Source organism: Paenarthrobacter sp. NPDC090517 (genome assembly GCF_044769165.1).
GTDB lineage: Bacteria > Actinomycetota > Actinomycetes > Actinomycetales > Micrococcaceae > Arthrobacter.
This window is the reverse complement of sequence record NZ_JBIVXN010000003.1, coordinates 281,838-296,574: the sequence shown is the minus strand read 5'-3', so window position 1 is coordinate 296,574 and position 14,737 is coordinate 281,838. Positions and strand designations below refer to the sequence as shown.

Genomic DNA, 14,737 nt, shown 5'->3' with positions numbered 1-14,737 from the left:
GTACTGACAATGGAACTGTTGCCAACCATCTGGTTCGTAGCCATCGCCGTGTTGTGGACCGGTTATCTCTTCCTGGAGGGTTTCGACCTCGGCGTCGGCATGCTCATGAAGCTGTTTGCCCGCCACAACACTGACCGCCGGGTACTGCTGAACACCATCGGCCCGGTGTGGGACGGCAATGAGGTGTGGCTGCTCACGGCCGCCGGTGCCACCTTCGCAGCCTTCCCCCTCTGGTACGCCTCACTGTTCTCCAGCCTCTACCTCCCGCTGCTGGCAGTCCTCGCTGCCTTGATCTTCCGGGCAGTCGCTTTCGAGTACAGGGGCAAGGTGGACTCCGAGCAGTGGCGCAACCGCTGGGACTGGGCGATCGCCGTCGGGTCCTTCGTGGCCGCCTTCGGCATCGGCGCAGCCTTGGCGCTCACCACCACGGGCCTGCCCTTGAACGCCAACGGGGACCGCGTCGGTGGCCCAATGTCCTGGTTTAGCGGCTACGCACTCCTTGGCGGTTTCGGTGTGGTGGCGTTTGCCCTGGTGCACGCTTTGGCGTTTCTTGCCCTTAAGACCGACGGCGATGTGCGGCATCGCGCCCGCCGTTGGTTCATTCGCCTGGTGCCGTTCGCGGTGTTGCCGATGTTCGGCTGGATGGTGGCCGTCCAGTTCCTGAGCGGCAAGCCCTGGACCTGGGCTTTGGTGGCAGCCGCTGTCGTCGCAGTCGTCTTGGCTTGGCGGCTGGCCCGCACAGGGTCTGAAGGGCGCGCCTTTAGTGCCCTCGGCGCCTTCATTGTGTGCGCCACGGCCTCGATCTTCGGAGCCGCTTTCCCTGTGGTCATCCCGTCCACGATCGATCCTGCCTTCAACTTGACCATCTCCAACGCCTCGTCCTCGGACTACACGCTGGGCCTCATGAGCATCGTTGCAGCCGTTGGCCTGCCGCTCGTGATTGCCTACCAATCATGGACGTACTGGGTGTTCCGGAGGCGCGTCAGCGCGGCCCACATCCCCGAAGCCCACGGGTTCCTGCCGGCAATTGCCGCAAAGGTGATGGTCCCCAAGGGCAGCTCGCCGGCCACACCACGCAAATCGGGAGAATAGCCGCCCCATGAAACCCGTGTTCCCTACCGGCCCTGCCACGCGATCGGCGCTCTACGCCCTTGGCCTGATGTCCGCCCTCAAAGCACTGTCCCTGGTGCTCATGGCCCAAGCCGTAGCGGGGATGCTGGCCGGACTGGCCTCCGGTTCAGCGGACTGGAACAGCGGACTGCTGTGGGGCGCGGTGGGAGCGGTCCTTAGGTCGCTGACCGTTTGGGGCCAAGGCATAGCCTCCCGGAGGGCTGCCCTGGGCGTCAAAGAGGAACTGCGGGCACGGCTGTTGGGGCGCTCGCTGTCCGGCGGCGGTTCATCGCCCGTATCGGGAATGAACGACGGCGGTCTGGCGATCCTCGCCACGCGGGGCCTGGACGCGCTGGACGACTACTACACCCAATACCTGCCTGCGATCGTGAACTGCGCTACGGTCCCGCTCCTGATCGGAGCCCGAATCCTCTTCGCTGACTGGGTGAGTGCCGTGGTGATCGTCCTGACGGTTCCACTGGTGCCGCTGTTCATGGTCCTCATCGGCAGGCACACGGAAGACACCGTCCGGGAGGCGCAAAGCACGCTCCGGAAACTGTCCGGTCACATCCTTGAACTCGCCAAGGGCCTTCCCGTCCTGGTGGGCCTGGGACGTGCCACCGAACAGCGCGCAGCCTTGGAAGATATCTCCGAGCAATACCGGACCCGGACCATGGTCACCCTTCGCACGGCCTTCCTTTCCGCGCTGGCACTGGAACTCATTGCGACCATCTCCGTGGCCGTAGTGGCTGTGTTCATCGGCGTACGGCTGGTGCATGGCGACATGGCCCTTGAGGCCGGGCTCTTGGCACTGATCCTGGCCCCGGATTGCTACCTTCCGCTCCGGGAACTGGGCACCGCCCACCACGCAAGCGATGACGGCAGGGCAGCCCTCGAAACCACCAATGCCGTACTTGATGCCCCCTCACACGAGCGACTGCAGGATCATGGGCCTTCCAACACCGAGCAGGCCAGTACCGAGCAGACCAGTACCGAGCAGGCCGGCGTAGTGGTGAGCGGATTGTCCGTGACGTACCACGGAAGGTCCGCGGCCGCCGTCGGGCCCCTCAGCTTCACTGCCGCACCCGGGCGCGTTACGGTCCTCGACGGCGATAGCGGCTGCGGAAAGAGCACAATCCTGGGTGTCCTGGCCGGCCTCATCGGCCAAGGGCCGGGAGCCTCGGTCACAGGGACCATAACCGGTGCGGCCCCTGGGACAATGGCGTGGGTTCCGCAACACCCGGTCATGGCCACCGAAACTGTGCAGCAAGAGATTGAACTCTATCTTGACGGATACCAGGGGAACGCCTCCGAAGCCGTCACCCGTGTCCTGCGGAAGGCCTCCGCAGAGCACCTGGCTGCAAGGAACCCGGCCGAACTAAGCCCCGGTGAGTTGCGGCGGATCGCCCTGGCCCGCGGATTGGCCCGCGTGGAAGCAGGCGCTACGGTCTTGTTGCTCGACGAGCCCACCGCCCATCTTGACCAGTACTCCGCCAGCGTGGTCCGTCGCGCCATCGAGTCGCTTCGTGGCAGCGTCACCGTGATCCTGGTGGCCCATGACGCTGGCACCCGGGCGCTCGCCGACCATGTGGTACCTGTAGGGCACCGGCACGGGACCTTAGCGGCTGTGGCCAGGGGGACGAGCAGCCCGCGCGACACTCCTGCCGGGGTTGTTTCAGTCCCAGCGAAGGAAGCCAACCTCCAAGGCGGCCTCCCTCCCGTTCCCAGGGCCAGCAGCCTGCACGGCCTCCTGCGGGCGCTGCGACCCGTACGTTGGAAGTTCCTTGCCGCAGGTGTCGTGGCCGTCCTGGCTGCCCTCTTCGCAGTGGCACTGTCAGGTCTGTCCGGGTGGCTGATCATTCGTGCCAGTGAGCAGCCGCCCATTCTCTACCTGCTCGGTGCGATCGTCGGAGTAAGGTTCTTCGGCATAGGAAGGGCCGTCCTGCGTTACTGCGAGCGGCTCTTGACCCATGACGCTGTCTTCGCTGCCATGACCCGCCTCCGCGGTGCTCTGTGGGCATCGCTAAGCCGGAGGGCGCTGTCCCTCAGGCGACTTCTCCAAGGGGGCAACGTGTTGGGCTCCATTGTGGACGACGTGGACACCCTCCGAGACCTTCTGCCCAGGGTTGTTCTCCCACCCGTGACTGCCATGGGAGTCGGGGCCGCGGCGATCCTCGCCACAGCCATCGTCTTGCCCGCGGCCCTGCCTGCGGTGGTGGCAGCCGCAGTCGTCGGCCTGGTCCTTGCCCCGACCCTGGCGGTCCTTGCTGACAGGAACTCCGCCAAGGCCGAACAGCAGATGCGTTCAGTCGTGCTTCGGGGGGTGGCCGCAGCCCTGGACGCCCGTGCGGAACTAAGCGCCAACGGGGTGGGGGAGCCGGTCCTCGGAGCACTGCGTGGGAAAGACCGCACCGCCACAGTCTCTGCACAACGCTCGGCATGGGCTGAAGGACTCGGCCAAGCGGTGATTGTCCTGGCGTCCTCCATGGCCGCACTGTGGGCCGGCGCCCTGAGTGCACCCGCCGTGCTGAACGGCACAGTTGCCCCGGAACTGGCAGCCGTCATTGTCCTGATGCAACTCGCATTGGTTGAACCATACGGTGGCATCGTGTCCGCTGTGCGCCAAGCACCGGCGCTCGCAGCCGTTCTGGGTCGGGTGGCAGCATCCGGCGCTTTGGACAGCGCCACGCCAAGGAGCCAAGCGGAAGAACACGACGGCGGCACGCTGCGCCTGCCTGATCGACCGGGACGGGCGGGGCTGGAGTTGCGGGATGCTTCAGCGTCCTGGCCGGATGGTCCGAGGGTCTTTTCCGGTGTGAATGCTGTTGCCGAGCCCGGCCGCTGGCTTGCCGTGACCGGCCCCTCCGGCGCAGGGAAGTCCACGCTTCTCTCCGTACTTCTCGGATTCCTGCCCCTGACGGAGGGAACTGTGAAGCTCTCCGGCAAAGCTGCGTGGTGCCCCCAGGAGGCCCACCTGTTCGACTCCACTATCCGCGGCAACCTCCTGCTGAGCCGTCCGGCTGCAGCCAAGCCCAGTGAGGCCGAGATGCACAAGGCGCTGGCCGACGTCGGGCTTAATTCAGTGGTGGAAGCGTTGCCGGGCGGGCTCGATGCCCGTATCGGCCCCGGTGGTTCTTTCCTGAGTGGTGGCGAACGTCAGCGGCTTGCCATGGCAAGGACGCTCCTGACCGGAGCCTCCGTGTTGTTGCTGGATGAACCCACTGCCCACCTGGATGCGGGCTCGGCGCGGGAAATGATGGCCATTCTGCGCAACGGACTCAAGGACGTCACCGTTGTCCTGGTGACGCATAATCCAGACGATATTGATCCGGCAGATGTGCGGCTGGAACTCCCTGCCGCCAAGGATGCTGCCAAGCGAAGCAGCGCAGGCGCGTCGGAACTGGTGGGAAGGCCTACTCCTCAGTAGCCTGTTGGCATGCCTTTCGAAGACGCAAGCCAGGTCATGCCGGATGCTGTTGCTACCGGCCTGAACTGGCGACCAGCCACCATGGAAGACCTCGACAACTGGGCAGGCCTGATTGCCCGGACGGCCGCCGTCGAACGCCCCGTCTGGTATGAGAAGCGCGGCGATCTGGTCCACGTCCTGGAGTCCACCAAGAACCCGGCGGAGACGAGCACGCTCCTTGGCCTTGATTCCGACGGTGTGGCGCGTGCCTATGGCCGCATTTCCAAGAATCCGGCCGGTGATAAAGCCACCGGAATGGCGTGCGTTGACCCGCAATGGCAACAGCGGGGCATCGGCTCTGCAGTCCTGCTGTGGCAGGAAGGACAAGTACGCAGCCGATTCGAGTCCGATCAAGCTGCTGGACACACCACAGCACCGCCACGTCTCCGCATCCAGACGGAGGAACAGCACGAGCACCAGGCAACACTCCTGATGGGTCACGGCTACGGCGCCGTGCGCTGGTTCAACGAAATGCACCGGCCCCTGTCCCAGCAACTGCCCGAGGCGCCCCTGAGGGCAGGACTCGAGCTCAGGACGCTGGATCCATCGCTGTTTGAACCCGTGCGCCAAGCCCATAACGATGCGTTCAGGGACCACTGGGGGAGCGAGCCCCGGGATCAAGAATCGTGGCGCTTCACCATTGAGGAACCGACGGCCAGGCACGATCTCAGTGCTGTGGTAATTGATTCCGGCACGGGGGAGGTGGCCGGGTATCAGCTAACCAGCTTTGATCCCGGCTCGGCCGCGGATCGCGGTTTCAAGGAAGGCTATACAGAGCTCCTTGGTGTGCGGCGTGCCTATCGCGGCCAGGGCATAGCTCAAGCACTGCTCGCCGATGCCATGCAGCGGTACGCCTCGGCGGGAATGAACGTGGCCTCACTGGACGTGGACTCGGCCAACCCCACCGGGGCGTTGCAACTCTACTTGGGCATGGGCTATGCGCCGGTGAACCGCAGTATGACGTGGGAGAAGATGCTCTAGTTACTAGCCGTCCACATCATGAAGGTGATGCACAACGTCGTGGAGGAAGTACTGGGAGAACGTCAGGACTGTGAATGAGGATCCGTTGCTGCGCGTTCCGGTGCGTTGCCAATCATCCTCGGTAACCCTGGCGAAGGACTCTGCAATCTCCTTGCCCTCTGCCTCCAGTTCGTCGGCGACCGTGTGCGGATCAGCGGAACCGTACTCGCCGTCGATCGCGGCCTGGTCCTGGTCCCAGTTGGCAAACCGGGCGTCGTCCTCTGTGAGCATCAGGTTTAGACGCTGATCGAAGAGGCTGAAGACGTCCCGGACGTGGCAGGCGTACTCCAGGTTGGACCACGTGTGGTCGTTGGGCCGTGTTGCTACGTCCTCCCGACGCAGCACGGCCCGCCACCGGGGAAGCATGTTCAGAACGGTGCCGGGCACCGTGGAGGGAGTCACCGTCGCGGGGTCGAAACCGCATTCGGGGCAGGGCTCTGAGAGCACCCAGGTCCAGTCTTTTTCATCGGGGATGATCGGCATGCGGCCAGTCTAAGCTGATCCTGCCCGCTCTCCTCTGCAGCCCATGAAATATGGTGTCGTTTTCCAATTACTTACGGCCCCTGCCGAGAGTAAAGTTCGTTCCGGGGGGAGAGCCGGAAAGAGAAAATAATGCTCAAGGATCAGCAGGTTGGTGCCGTCCTACCGGCACAGGACATAGCCCGGGCACGCGCGTACTACAGCGAAAAACTCGGACTGGAACCCGAAAATCCGGACGACGACGATAACCTCCAGTACAGGTGCGGCGACGGAACCGGATTCTTTCTCTATCAAACGTCCAATGCAGGGACTGCGAAGAACACCCAGATGGGCTGGACGGTCAGCGATGTCCGGGCCACAGTGCAGGAGCTGCGCGGCAAGGGAGTCAAGTTCGAAGACTACGACTTCCCGGGCCTGAAGACTGAAGACGGCATCGCTACGATGCCTGATGGAAGCGCAGCAGCATGGTTCCTCGACAGTGAGGGAAACATACTGAGCATCAACCAAACCGGCTAGCCCGCGCGGTGGCTTCACAGCCACGGCAGCACAAAGGCCGGAGGTCTGTAACCCCCGGCCTTTGCCGTGCTGTTCGACGACTTCGCGGCCCCGTTCGGGAAGCCCCGCGATTATTCCGCGTTATTCCGCGGCGTCGGCCCATGCCATGCTCGGGCCGATGGCTTCCACGGGCTGGGACAACGGAACGCCGGATCCATCCCTGCGGCCATGTTCATGGGGAAGCGCCCTTGCGACGCCTGCCGTCGAGGAAGCCTTCGCCGGACCATGACCTGCCCACGCGAGGAGCAGTGTGTCTTCGCCCTTGAGGAAACGGTGGACCCGCACGCCACCGGTGGCCCGGCCTTTCACGGGATACTCCTCGAAAGCGGTCACCTTCGCAGTTCCCGGTGCCGTCCCCGGCAAGGCGCCGATCGTTCCCGCAATGGTCACCACGACGGCGGCAGGATCGTCCGCGCGAACGGTACCGAAGTGAATCACTTCGTCGCCGGCAGCAAGCTTGATGCCGGCCATGCCGCCGGCTGTACGTCCCTGCGGACGGACATTGGAAGCGCTGAATCGAAGCAATTGGGCCTGCCGTGTCACGAAGACAAGGTCAACATTGTCCTCCTGCGCCGGTTCAACCGCGAGGACCGAGTCCTTGTCCTTCAGGGCGATGATTTCCCAGTCTTCCCGGTTCAGCGGGTAGTCCGGCTGAACTCGCTTGACCACGCCCTGGACCGTACCTACGGCGAGGACGGCGTCCAGGGGAACGAATGCTACCAAGGTTTCGCCCTTGAGCAGGGTGATGAAGTCCTTGGCGGGGACGCCGCCGGCCAAGTTGGGGAGACCGGAGACCGGAGGCAACACGGGCATGTCCATCACTTGGAGCCGCAGCATGCGCCCCTGGGATGTGACAGCACCGATTTCTCCCCTGGCGGTGGTCTTGACCACTGAGCGGAAGACATCGTGCTTGGTTCGGGGGCCTGATTCGGCCAGCGGTTCCTGGTTGGACGTCCTGGCGATCTGTCCGGACACACTCAGCAGGGCCCAGCAGGGGTCGTCCGGAATTTCCAAGGGCAGCGCTGCGGCTTTGCCCTTTGTTCCGGGTACTGATGCCGCCAAGGCCGCAGCCACCGTGGGGGAGACAGCTTCCGATTCCAAGAGGACTGTGCGGCGGGGCGTGCCATACTTTTCGGCGACCACGGCCAACTCACCGGAGACAAGATCGCGGAGGAGTTCATCCGAAGCCAGGATGGCCTCCAAGGCCTCGATCTCGCGGCGCAGTTCGTCCTGTTCCTTCTCCAGCTCCAGGCGGGAGTACTTGGTCAACTGCCGCAGGCGCAGTTCCAGGATGTAGTTGGCCTGGATTTCGGTGAGGTCGTAGATGGACATGAGGCGTTCACGCGCGGCCGAAGCCTCGTCCGAAGAACGGATGATCTGGATGACTTCATCGATGTCCACAATCGCGATCAACAAGCCCTCCACCAAGTGGAGGCGGTCCTTCTTTTTGCCGAGGCGGAAGGAGGTACGGCGCCGCACCACATTGAGCCGGTGTTCCACGTACACCTGCAGCAGCTGCAGGAGGCCCAGCGTCTGGGGCTGGCCGTCCACCAAGGTGACGTTGTTGATGCCGAAGGAATCTTCCATGGGTGAGTAGCGGTACAGCTGCTGGAGCACGGCATTGGGATTGAAGCCGTTCTTCAACTCGATGACCAGGCGGAGGCCGTGATTGCGGTCCGTGAGGTCGACGACGTCGCTTATGCCGGTCAGCTTCTTGGCGTTGACGGCATCCTTGATCTTCTCGATGACCTTTTCCGGGCCCACCATGTAGGGGAGCTCGGTGACCACCAGACCGGTGCGGCGGGCGGACAGCTGTTCAACCTCAACCTTGGCGCGGGTCTTGAAGGATCCACGGCCCGTGGCGTATGCGTCACGGATTCCGTCCAATCCCACAATGCGGCCGCCCGTGGGGAGGTCGGGGCCCGGGATGAACCGCATGATCTCGTCCAGCGTGGCCCCGGGGTTGGCTATCAGGTGACGTGCAGCGGCGATGACCTCCACCAGGTTGTGGGGAGGCATGTTCGTGGCCATACCCACAGCGATGCCCGTGGTGCCGTTGACCAGCAGGTTGGGGAAAGCCGCGGGGAGCACATCCGGCTGCGTCAGCTGGTTGTCGTAGTTGGGGACAAAGTCCACCACGTCTTCGTCCAGGTGGTCCGTCATGGTCAGCGCGGCGGCCGCCAAGCGTGCCTCTGTGTAACGCGGTGCTGCCGGGCCGTCGTCGAGCGATCCGAAGTTGCCATGGCCATCGATGAGCGGCAGGCGCAGGGAAAAATCCTGCGCCATACGCACCATGGCGTCATATATGGCGGTATCGCCGTGGGGGTGGAGCTTACCCATGACTTCGCCCACCACGCGGGCGCTCTTGACGTGTCCTCGATCCGGGCGGAGGCCCATATCGGACATCATGTACAGGATGCGCCGTTGAACGGGCTTCAGTCCGTCGCGGGCGTCCGGGAGGGCACGCGAGTAAATCACCGAGTAGGCGTACTCCAGGAAGGAGCCTTCCATCTCGGACGTGACGTCGATGTCGACGATGTTCTCGGTGAAATCGCCGAGGGGCTCGGCTGTGCGTGCGGATTTTTGGCTGCGGGCCATGGGGTCGGTGGATCCTTAAAGATGTACTGCGGATGTTTTAGCTAGGCTAAGCCTATGGTGGATCAGCCCGGCGTCGGCATTTATCCGGAATATTGGGAAGCTGATGTCGTGCTGCGCGACGGCGGGACAGCCCACCTTCGTCCGATACGACCCGAAGATGCCGATGCTTTGCAGGCGTTCCATGCGGGTCAGTCGCAGGCCTCCATCTACATGAGGTTCTTCTCCTTCAAACCAAAGCTCTCCGGCAAGGAAGTCCGGCGCTTCACGGAAGTGGACCACATCAACCGCGTGGCGTTCGTGATCACTATCGGCGGTGAAATCATGGGGATTGGCCGCTACGACAGGCTTGATGATCCCGCGGAGGCCGAGGTTGCCTTCAACATTTCCGACGCGCACCAGGGACGTGGAATCGGCTCAATCCTCCTGGAGCATCTGGCGGTTGCCGCCAGGGAAAACGGCATCCGGCGCTTCACGGCCGAGGTCCTGCCGGACAACCGGAAGATGCTGATGGTCTTTGCCGACGCCGGCTACGACGTCAAACGACAATTCGATGACGGCGTTGTGAGCGTCGAATTCAACATCGACCCCACGGAAAAATCGCGGGCCGTCATGGAGTCCCGCGAGCACCGCGCTGAGGCGCGCAGCGTGCGGGACCTGTTGTCGCCGTCGTCGGTGGCTGTCATTGGTGCCAGCCGCAAGTGGGGGACGGTGGGCTACCAGCTTCTGGAGCACATTATTGAAGGCGGCTTCAAAGGTCCTGTCTACGCCGTCAACCCGGAAGCGTTCGAACTCGCCGGAATGATCTCCTTCGGAAAGTTGTCCGAGATCCCGGGGCCGGTGCAGTTGGCCATCGTTGCTGTTCCCTACGAGGAAGTGCCCAACGTAGTGGACGACTGCGCCGCTGCGGGCGTCAAGGGCATCGTGGTGGCCACTGCCGGATTTGCCGACGACGGCGAGCGGGGACTCGCGCGCCAGCACGAATTGGTGCGGCGGGCAAGGGCGAACGGTATGCGCGTCATTGGCCCGGAATCACTCGGGATCCTCAATACACACCCGGCGGTGTCGTTGAACGCATCCATGGCACCCACGATGCCCCCACGCGGCAGCCTGGGCTTGTTCAGCCAGTCGGCGGCCGTTGGAGTGGCGGTTTACGCAGCCGCCAGCCGCCGCCGGCTCGGGTTGTCGTCGTTCCTCTCCGCGGGAAACCGTGCCGACGTTTCCGGCAACGACGTCATGCAGTACTGGGAGGACGACGCCGATACCTCCGCCGTGGGCCTCTACCTCGAGTCCATCGGCAATCCCCGCAAGTTCTCACGCCTTGCGCGCCGGTTGTCCCGCAGCAAACCCGTAATCGTTGCCAAATCCGACGTCACCGGCCTCAGCCTGCCCCCCGGACACGAGGTTCGCACCACCCAGGCGCCGTCCGCGGCAGTGGACGCGATGATGCGACAGGCGGGCGTGATCCGTGTTGAGACCATCGAGCAACTCATGGACATCGCCCAGATCGCGTCCTCGCAGGCGTTGCCCAAGGGGCCGGGCGTCGCCGTTTACTCAAACTCCGTCGCGTTGGCCAAGGTGGTTGCCGACAGTGCCGGACCCCTCGGGCTGGATGTGAATCGCCTTGTGACGGACATTGATCTGGACGCCGGTATGTCACTGGCGCTTCCTGCCCTTCGGGCAAGTCTCCAGGAAAGCCTTGCGGACGACTCCGTGCATGCCGTTGTGGCGGCCCTCCTCCCGGCCCGCGGGCTTACCGTGGAGTCACTCGCGGGCGTCCTGGCCGAATGCGCTGCCGAGGCCGGCAAACCTGTTGTGGCTGCATTCACTGGAATCCTGGATCCCTCCGTGCAGGTGGAAGGCATGGTGGGCGCAGCGGGCAAGCCTGTGCTGCCGTGCTACTCCAATGCCGGCGCCGCCGTGGCGGCCCTGGCGGCGATCGTCCGTTACGCGCAGTGGCGCGACCGTGACCAAGGGCTTTTCGTGGAGCCCGACGGCTGCGATGTCGACGGCACCAGGGAAACGTTGCACGCCATGCTGGCCGGCGTCACGGGCGAAAAGATCAGGAAGCTCGACGCCGGTGCTGCCGCCGCACTGCTTTCGGGCTACGGAATCGATGTTGTGCCGACTCTCGGATTTGGTACCGCTGACGAGGCTGTGCAGGCTGCGGAGACTGTGGGATGGCCCGTGGTCCTCAAGACCACGGATCCCGCATTGCGGCATCGACTGGACCTCGGAGGCGTTCGGCTGGACATTCAGGACGCCGAATCCCTCCGTCAAAACATCGCCCAAATGCGCCGTGCTTTGGAACCTTATGGATCGCCGTCGCTTGAAGTGCAAGCCATGGCGCCTGTGGGGCAGGCCTGTACCTTCCGTGCCATGGAGGACCCCCTGCTGGGGCCGGTCCTGTCGTTCGGCCTGGCCGGGGATGCCGTGAACCTGCTGGACGACTGGGCGCATCGGGTCCCGCCGCTATCAGCTGCGGACCTGCACGATGTCATCCGCTCGCCACGGGCGTCCCGAAAACTGTTCGGCTACCAAGGTCTGCCCGCCGTGGACGTGGAAGCCCTTGAGGACATTGCTGCCCGTCTCGCCAAGCTAAAAGATGACCATCCTGGAATCGCCTTAGTGGAATTCAACCCTGTCCTGGCGGGGCCCTCGGGTGCCACCATCCTTGGCGCGGATGTATGGATCGGCAACGCGGCACAGCGTACGGACAGTGCCCGACGCGCGATGCGGGGTTAGCCACAGGACTGGACCGCGCGGTTAGGTAGTCACCAAGCGATCTGTGAAAATGGGGGAATGAGCACCCAGTCTCCGACGCCTCAATCCCGTCCGTCCAACGCCGGGCACCACACCTCCCATCATCACAGCTCGCAGGGACAGAGCCTGGACCAGGCGCTGCAGCAGGCAGGGTTCTACCCACGGTTGGTGGCCGACGTCGTCGATGACGCCTTGGATGGCCGGGAGTGCCTCTCCCACCTGGTCCACTTGGAGACCCATTTCGACCGTGCCGAGGTCCGCAGGCACATCACAGTGCTGGTGCTCACGGAGGACATGCTGGTGATCACCCACGTTGATGACCAGCAGTTGGATGAGGCCGGAGAGCAAATCGTTGCCCAAGTCTCCACTGAGTCGGTACCCGTGGCCCAGATCCGCTCAGTAGTCTTGAGCTACATGTATTCACAACCCCAGGACTACAAGCCGTCCGATCCTGTCCGGGAGATGACCTTGTCCATAGCCTGGTCCGGCGGGCAGCGCCTGGACATGGGCCCGGCGAGCTGCGGGGATCCGCAGTGCGAGGCCGATCATGGCTACAGCGGAACCATCGCCCAGGAAGACATCGTCCTGCGGATCAGCGCTGAGGCAGACGGACTGCAAGCGGTCCAGGACGCCAAAATTTTTGCCCGTGCACTACGCGCGGTTAACACGGGCAATCCCTCCCCGGCCCAACATGCCAGCATCCCTGCACCGAGGCCGCGTTCGGGCGTCTTCAGCAACCGCCTTAGCCGCGGACACCAGCGTTGAGGGAAACCGCACAGAACCTGGTGAGCACGTCTTCGGGGACCAGCCCGGCCGCTGACCTTCCATCACCCCCGCTATTCGGAAGCAAGTCCATAGCGGAAGTCCTTACGAGCGCGGCCTCATCCCTGGGCATGCCGGGCTTCACCAACCACCTGCAGCTGCCGTCAGCGCAGCGTGTCTGCGTGGTCCTTGCCGATGGGCTCGGCCGTAGCCTCTTGAAGCAAAAGTCCTCCCACACGCCCTTCCTCCGGTCGGTCGTGGCCGGCGGACAACGCAACGTCCCCACGTGGATAGACGCCGCCTTTCCCAGCACCACGGCGGCATCCCTCGCGAGCCTCGGCACAGGTTTACCGGCGGGCCAGCACGGAATGGTGGGCTACGACGTCCTCGACCCCGATCAGGACAAGGTAGTCAACCTCCTGGGCAATTGGGATTCCCAGGTGGATCCCGCGCAGTGGCAGCCCCATGCCACGGTTTTTGAACGACTTGCCGGAGAGCTGGACGTCGTGACTGTCAGCCTGCCTCAGTTCGGAAACTCCCCGATGACTCAGGCTGCCCTCCGCGGAAGCCGCTTTGTTGGCGGCACCACGCTGCATGCCAGGACCGCTGCGGCCGCTGAGGCAATGTCCCGAGGTGGACGTTCCCTCATGTACTTTTACGCCAACGAGCTCGATAAAGCCGGTCACCGCTATGGCTGCCAGTCGGACCGGTGGGAGCACCAACTCGAAGAACTCGACTCTACGGTCAAGAGACTTTCCGCTACGCTGCCTGCCGGCACCACCATTCTGGTGACCGGCGATCACGGCATGTTGGACGTCCCGGAATCGCAGAGGATCGACTATTCCGCTGATGAAGCACTGATTGCAGGGGTCCGGCACACTGCCGGGGAGCCACGCATGGTGCACCTCTATCTTGAGCCGGACGCGACTCCGGCCCACCGGGAATCCCTGATTGAGGCGTGGCGTCACCGCTTTGGCGAACGGATCTGGGCCTTTACTCGGGAGCAGGCCGTGGACGCAGGCTTGTTTGGCGCAGTGCGCCCTGAGGTGGCTCCGCGCATCGGCGACGTCATGATCGCAGCACGTGACACCTTGGCCCTGTATGACACGAGGAGGGCCCGCCCGGCATCCCTGGAGGTTGTGGGGCAGCACGGTTCACTGACCAAGGCCGAACGCGAAGTACCCCTGCTGTGCTTCGCCGCTGCCGGCAAGAAGGGCAAACGTGGCTGAGCTGGTCTTTTTCTCAGGCACCATGGACTGTGGCAAATCCACACTGGCCCTCCAAATGGACCATAACCACCGCGCACGCGGCCGCGGAGGTGTTCGGTTCAGCTGTAACGACCGAGCAGGTGATTCAACGATCTCCAGCAGGCTGGGCCTGCAAACCGACGCGGTAGAGGTTGTGGGCGACACCGATTTCTGGGACGAAGTGGTTGCCCGGCGAACCAACGGATTACGGGTGGACTACCTCATTTGTGATGAGGCCCAGTTCTACTCGCCCACCCAGGTGGAGCAATTGGCACGGGTTGTTGATGAGATGCAGGTGGACGTCTTTGCGTTCGGCATCACCTCCGACTTCCGGACCAGATTATTCCCTGGCTCACAGCGACTCATTGAACTCGCCGACAAAGTGCAGGTCCTACAGGTCGAAGCTTTGTGCTGGTGCGGCCGCCGGGCAACTCAGAACGCCCGTACCGTCAACGGCATCATGGTGGTAGAGGGTGACCAGGTGATGGTGGGCGACGTCGCACCGCAGAACAGCGGCGACGACGCCGGGCCTACGGAGGCCGCATTGTTTGAGACCCCACCCGCAGAAGCCGGTCCTGCTGACGCAGTGGGCTACGAGACGTTGTGCCGACGCCACTACATGAGGCGCGTCACGGCGCATGGCGCGAACTTGATGGCAGGCGCAGACCAGCCGCTGCCTTTTGACGTCGATGCCTGCCTCTGGCCCGGTGCAGGGGCCCTTAGGCGCGGCTAGCCGTTG

The 14,737-nt window shown here is 63.9% G+C and carries 10 protein-coding genes; 8 read left to right on the top strand and 2 right to left on the bottom strand.

The features are described from left to right. The first annotated feature begins 9 nt into the window (after positions 1 to 9). The 3 genes from cydB to ACIQTW_RS12985 are packed head-to-tail and all read left to right on the top strand — an operon-like array spanning position 10 to position 5,557. The gene (cydB, locus tag ACIQTW_RS12995) at positions 10 to 1,092 is read left to right on the top strand and encodes a cytochrome d ubiquinol oxidase subunit II (RefSeq protein ID WP_402937340.1); all 1,083 of its coding nucleotides are present in this window, start codon (positions 10 to 12) and stop codon (positions 1,090 to 1,092) included. A 7-nt stretch (positions 1,093 to 1,099) separates the two neighbouring features. Beyond that, positions 1,100 to 4,537, top strand: coding sequence for a thiol reductant ABC exporter subunit CydD (cydD, locus tag ACIQTW_RS12990; RefSeq protein ID WP_402937338.1), 3,438 nt, complete (start codon positions 1,100 to 1,102; stop codon positions 4,535 to 4,537). A 9-nt stretch (positions 4,538 to 4,546) separates the two neighbouring features. Next, positions 4,547 to 5,557, top strand: a complete 1,011-nt coding sequence (locus tag ACIQTW_RS12985; protein WP_402937336.1) for a GNAT family N-acetyltransferase — start codon at positions 4,547 to 4,549, stop codon at positions 5,555 to 5,557. Between the two features lie 3 nt (positions 5,558 to 5,560). Here the strand turns inward: ACIQTW_RS12985 and ACIQTW_RS12980 are convergent, their stop codons facing one another. Continuing rightward, entirely contained in the window at positions 5,561 to 6,079 is a 519-nt protein-coding gene (locus tag ACIQTW_RS12980) for a DinB family protein (RefSeq protein ID WP_402937335.1), read from the bottom strand. Between the two features lie 129 nt (positions 6,080 to 6,208). On the opposite strand from ACIQTW_RS12980, the gene ACIQTW_RS12975 reads away from it, so the two are divergent. After that, positions 6,209 to 6,592: a VOC family protein gene (locus ACIQTW_RS12975; protein WP_402937333.1), complete on the top strand. Its 384-nt coding sequence runs from the start codon at positions 6,209 to 6,211 to the stop codon at positions 6,590 to 6,592. 120 nt (positions 6,593 to 6,712) lie between these two features. On the opposite strand, the gene ACIQTW_RS12970 is transcribed toward ACIQTW_RS12975, so the two are convergent. Continuing rightward, positions 6,713 to 9,229: a DNA topoisomerase (ATP-hydrolyzing) subunit A gene (locus tag ACIQTW_RS12970; RefSeq protein ID WP_402937332.1), complete on the bottom strand. Its 2,517-nt coding sequence runs from the start codon at positions 9,227 to 9,229 to the stop codon at positions 6,713 to 6,715. A gap of 54 nt (positions 9,230 to 9,283) precedes the next feature. On the opposite strand from ACIQTW_RS12970, the gene ACIQTW_RS12965 reads away from it, so the two are divergent. From ACIQTW_RS12965 to ACIQTW_RS12950, 4 genes are read left to right on the top strand one after another with little or no spacing between them, the layout of a single operon-like run. Beyond that, positions 9,284 to 11,971, top strand: coding sequence for a GNAT family N-acetyltransferase (locus ACIQTW_RS12965; protein ID WP_402937331.1), 2,688 nt, complete (start codon positions 9,284 to 9,286; stop codon positions 11,969 to 11,971). Between the two features lie 57 nt (positions 11,972 to 12,028). Next, entirely contained in the window at positions 12,029 to 12,754 is a 726-nt protein-coding gene (locus ACIQTW_RS12960) for a DUF5998 family protein (RefSeq protein ID WP_017198895.1), read from the top strand. Then, on the top strand, positions 12,751 to 13,980 hold the full coding sequence (locus ACIQTW_RS12955) for an alkaline phosphatase family protein (protein WP_402937328.1): 1,230 nt from the start codon (positions 12,751 to 12,753) through the stop codon (positions 13,978 to 13,980). The genes ACIQTW_RS12960 and ACIQTW_RS12955 overlap by 4 nt, the downstream gene beginning before the upstream one ends. Next, entirely contained in the window at positions 13,973 to 14,731 is a 759-nt protein-coding gene (locus ACIQTW_RS12950; RefSeq protein WP_402937327.1) for a thymidine kinase, read from the top strand. Before ACIQTW_RS12955 ends, ACIQTW_RS12950 begins: the two co-directional genes overlap by 8 nt. The last annotated feature ends 6 nt before the right edge of the window (positions 14,732 to 14,737 follow it).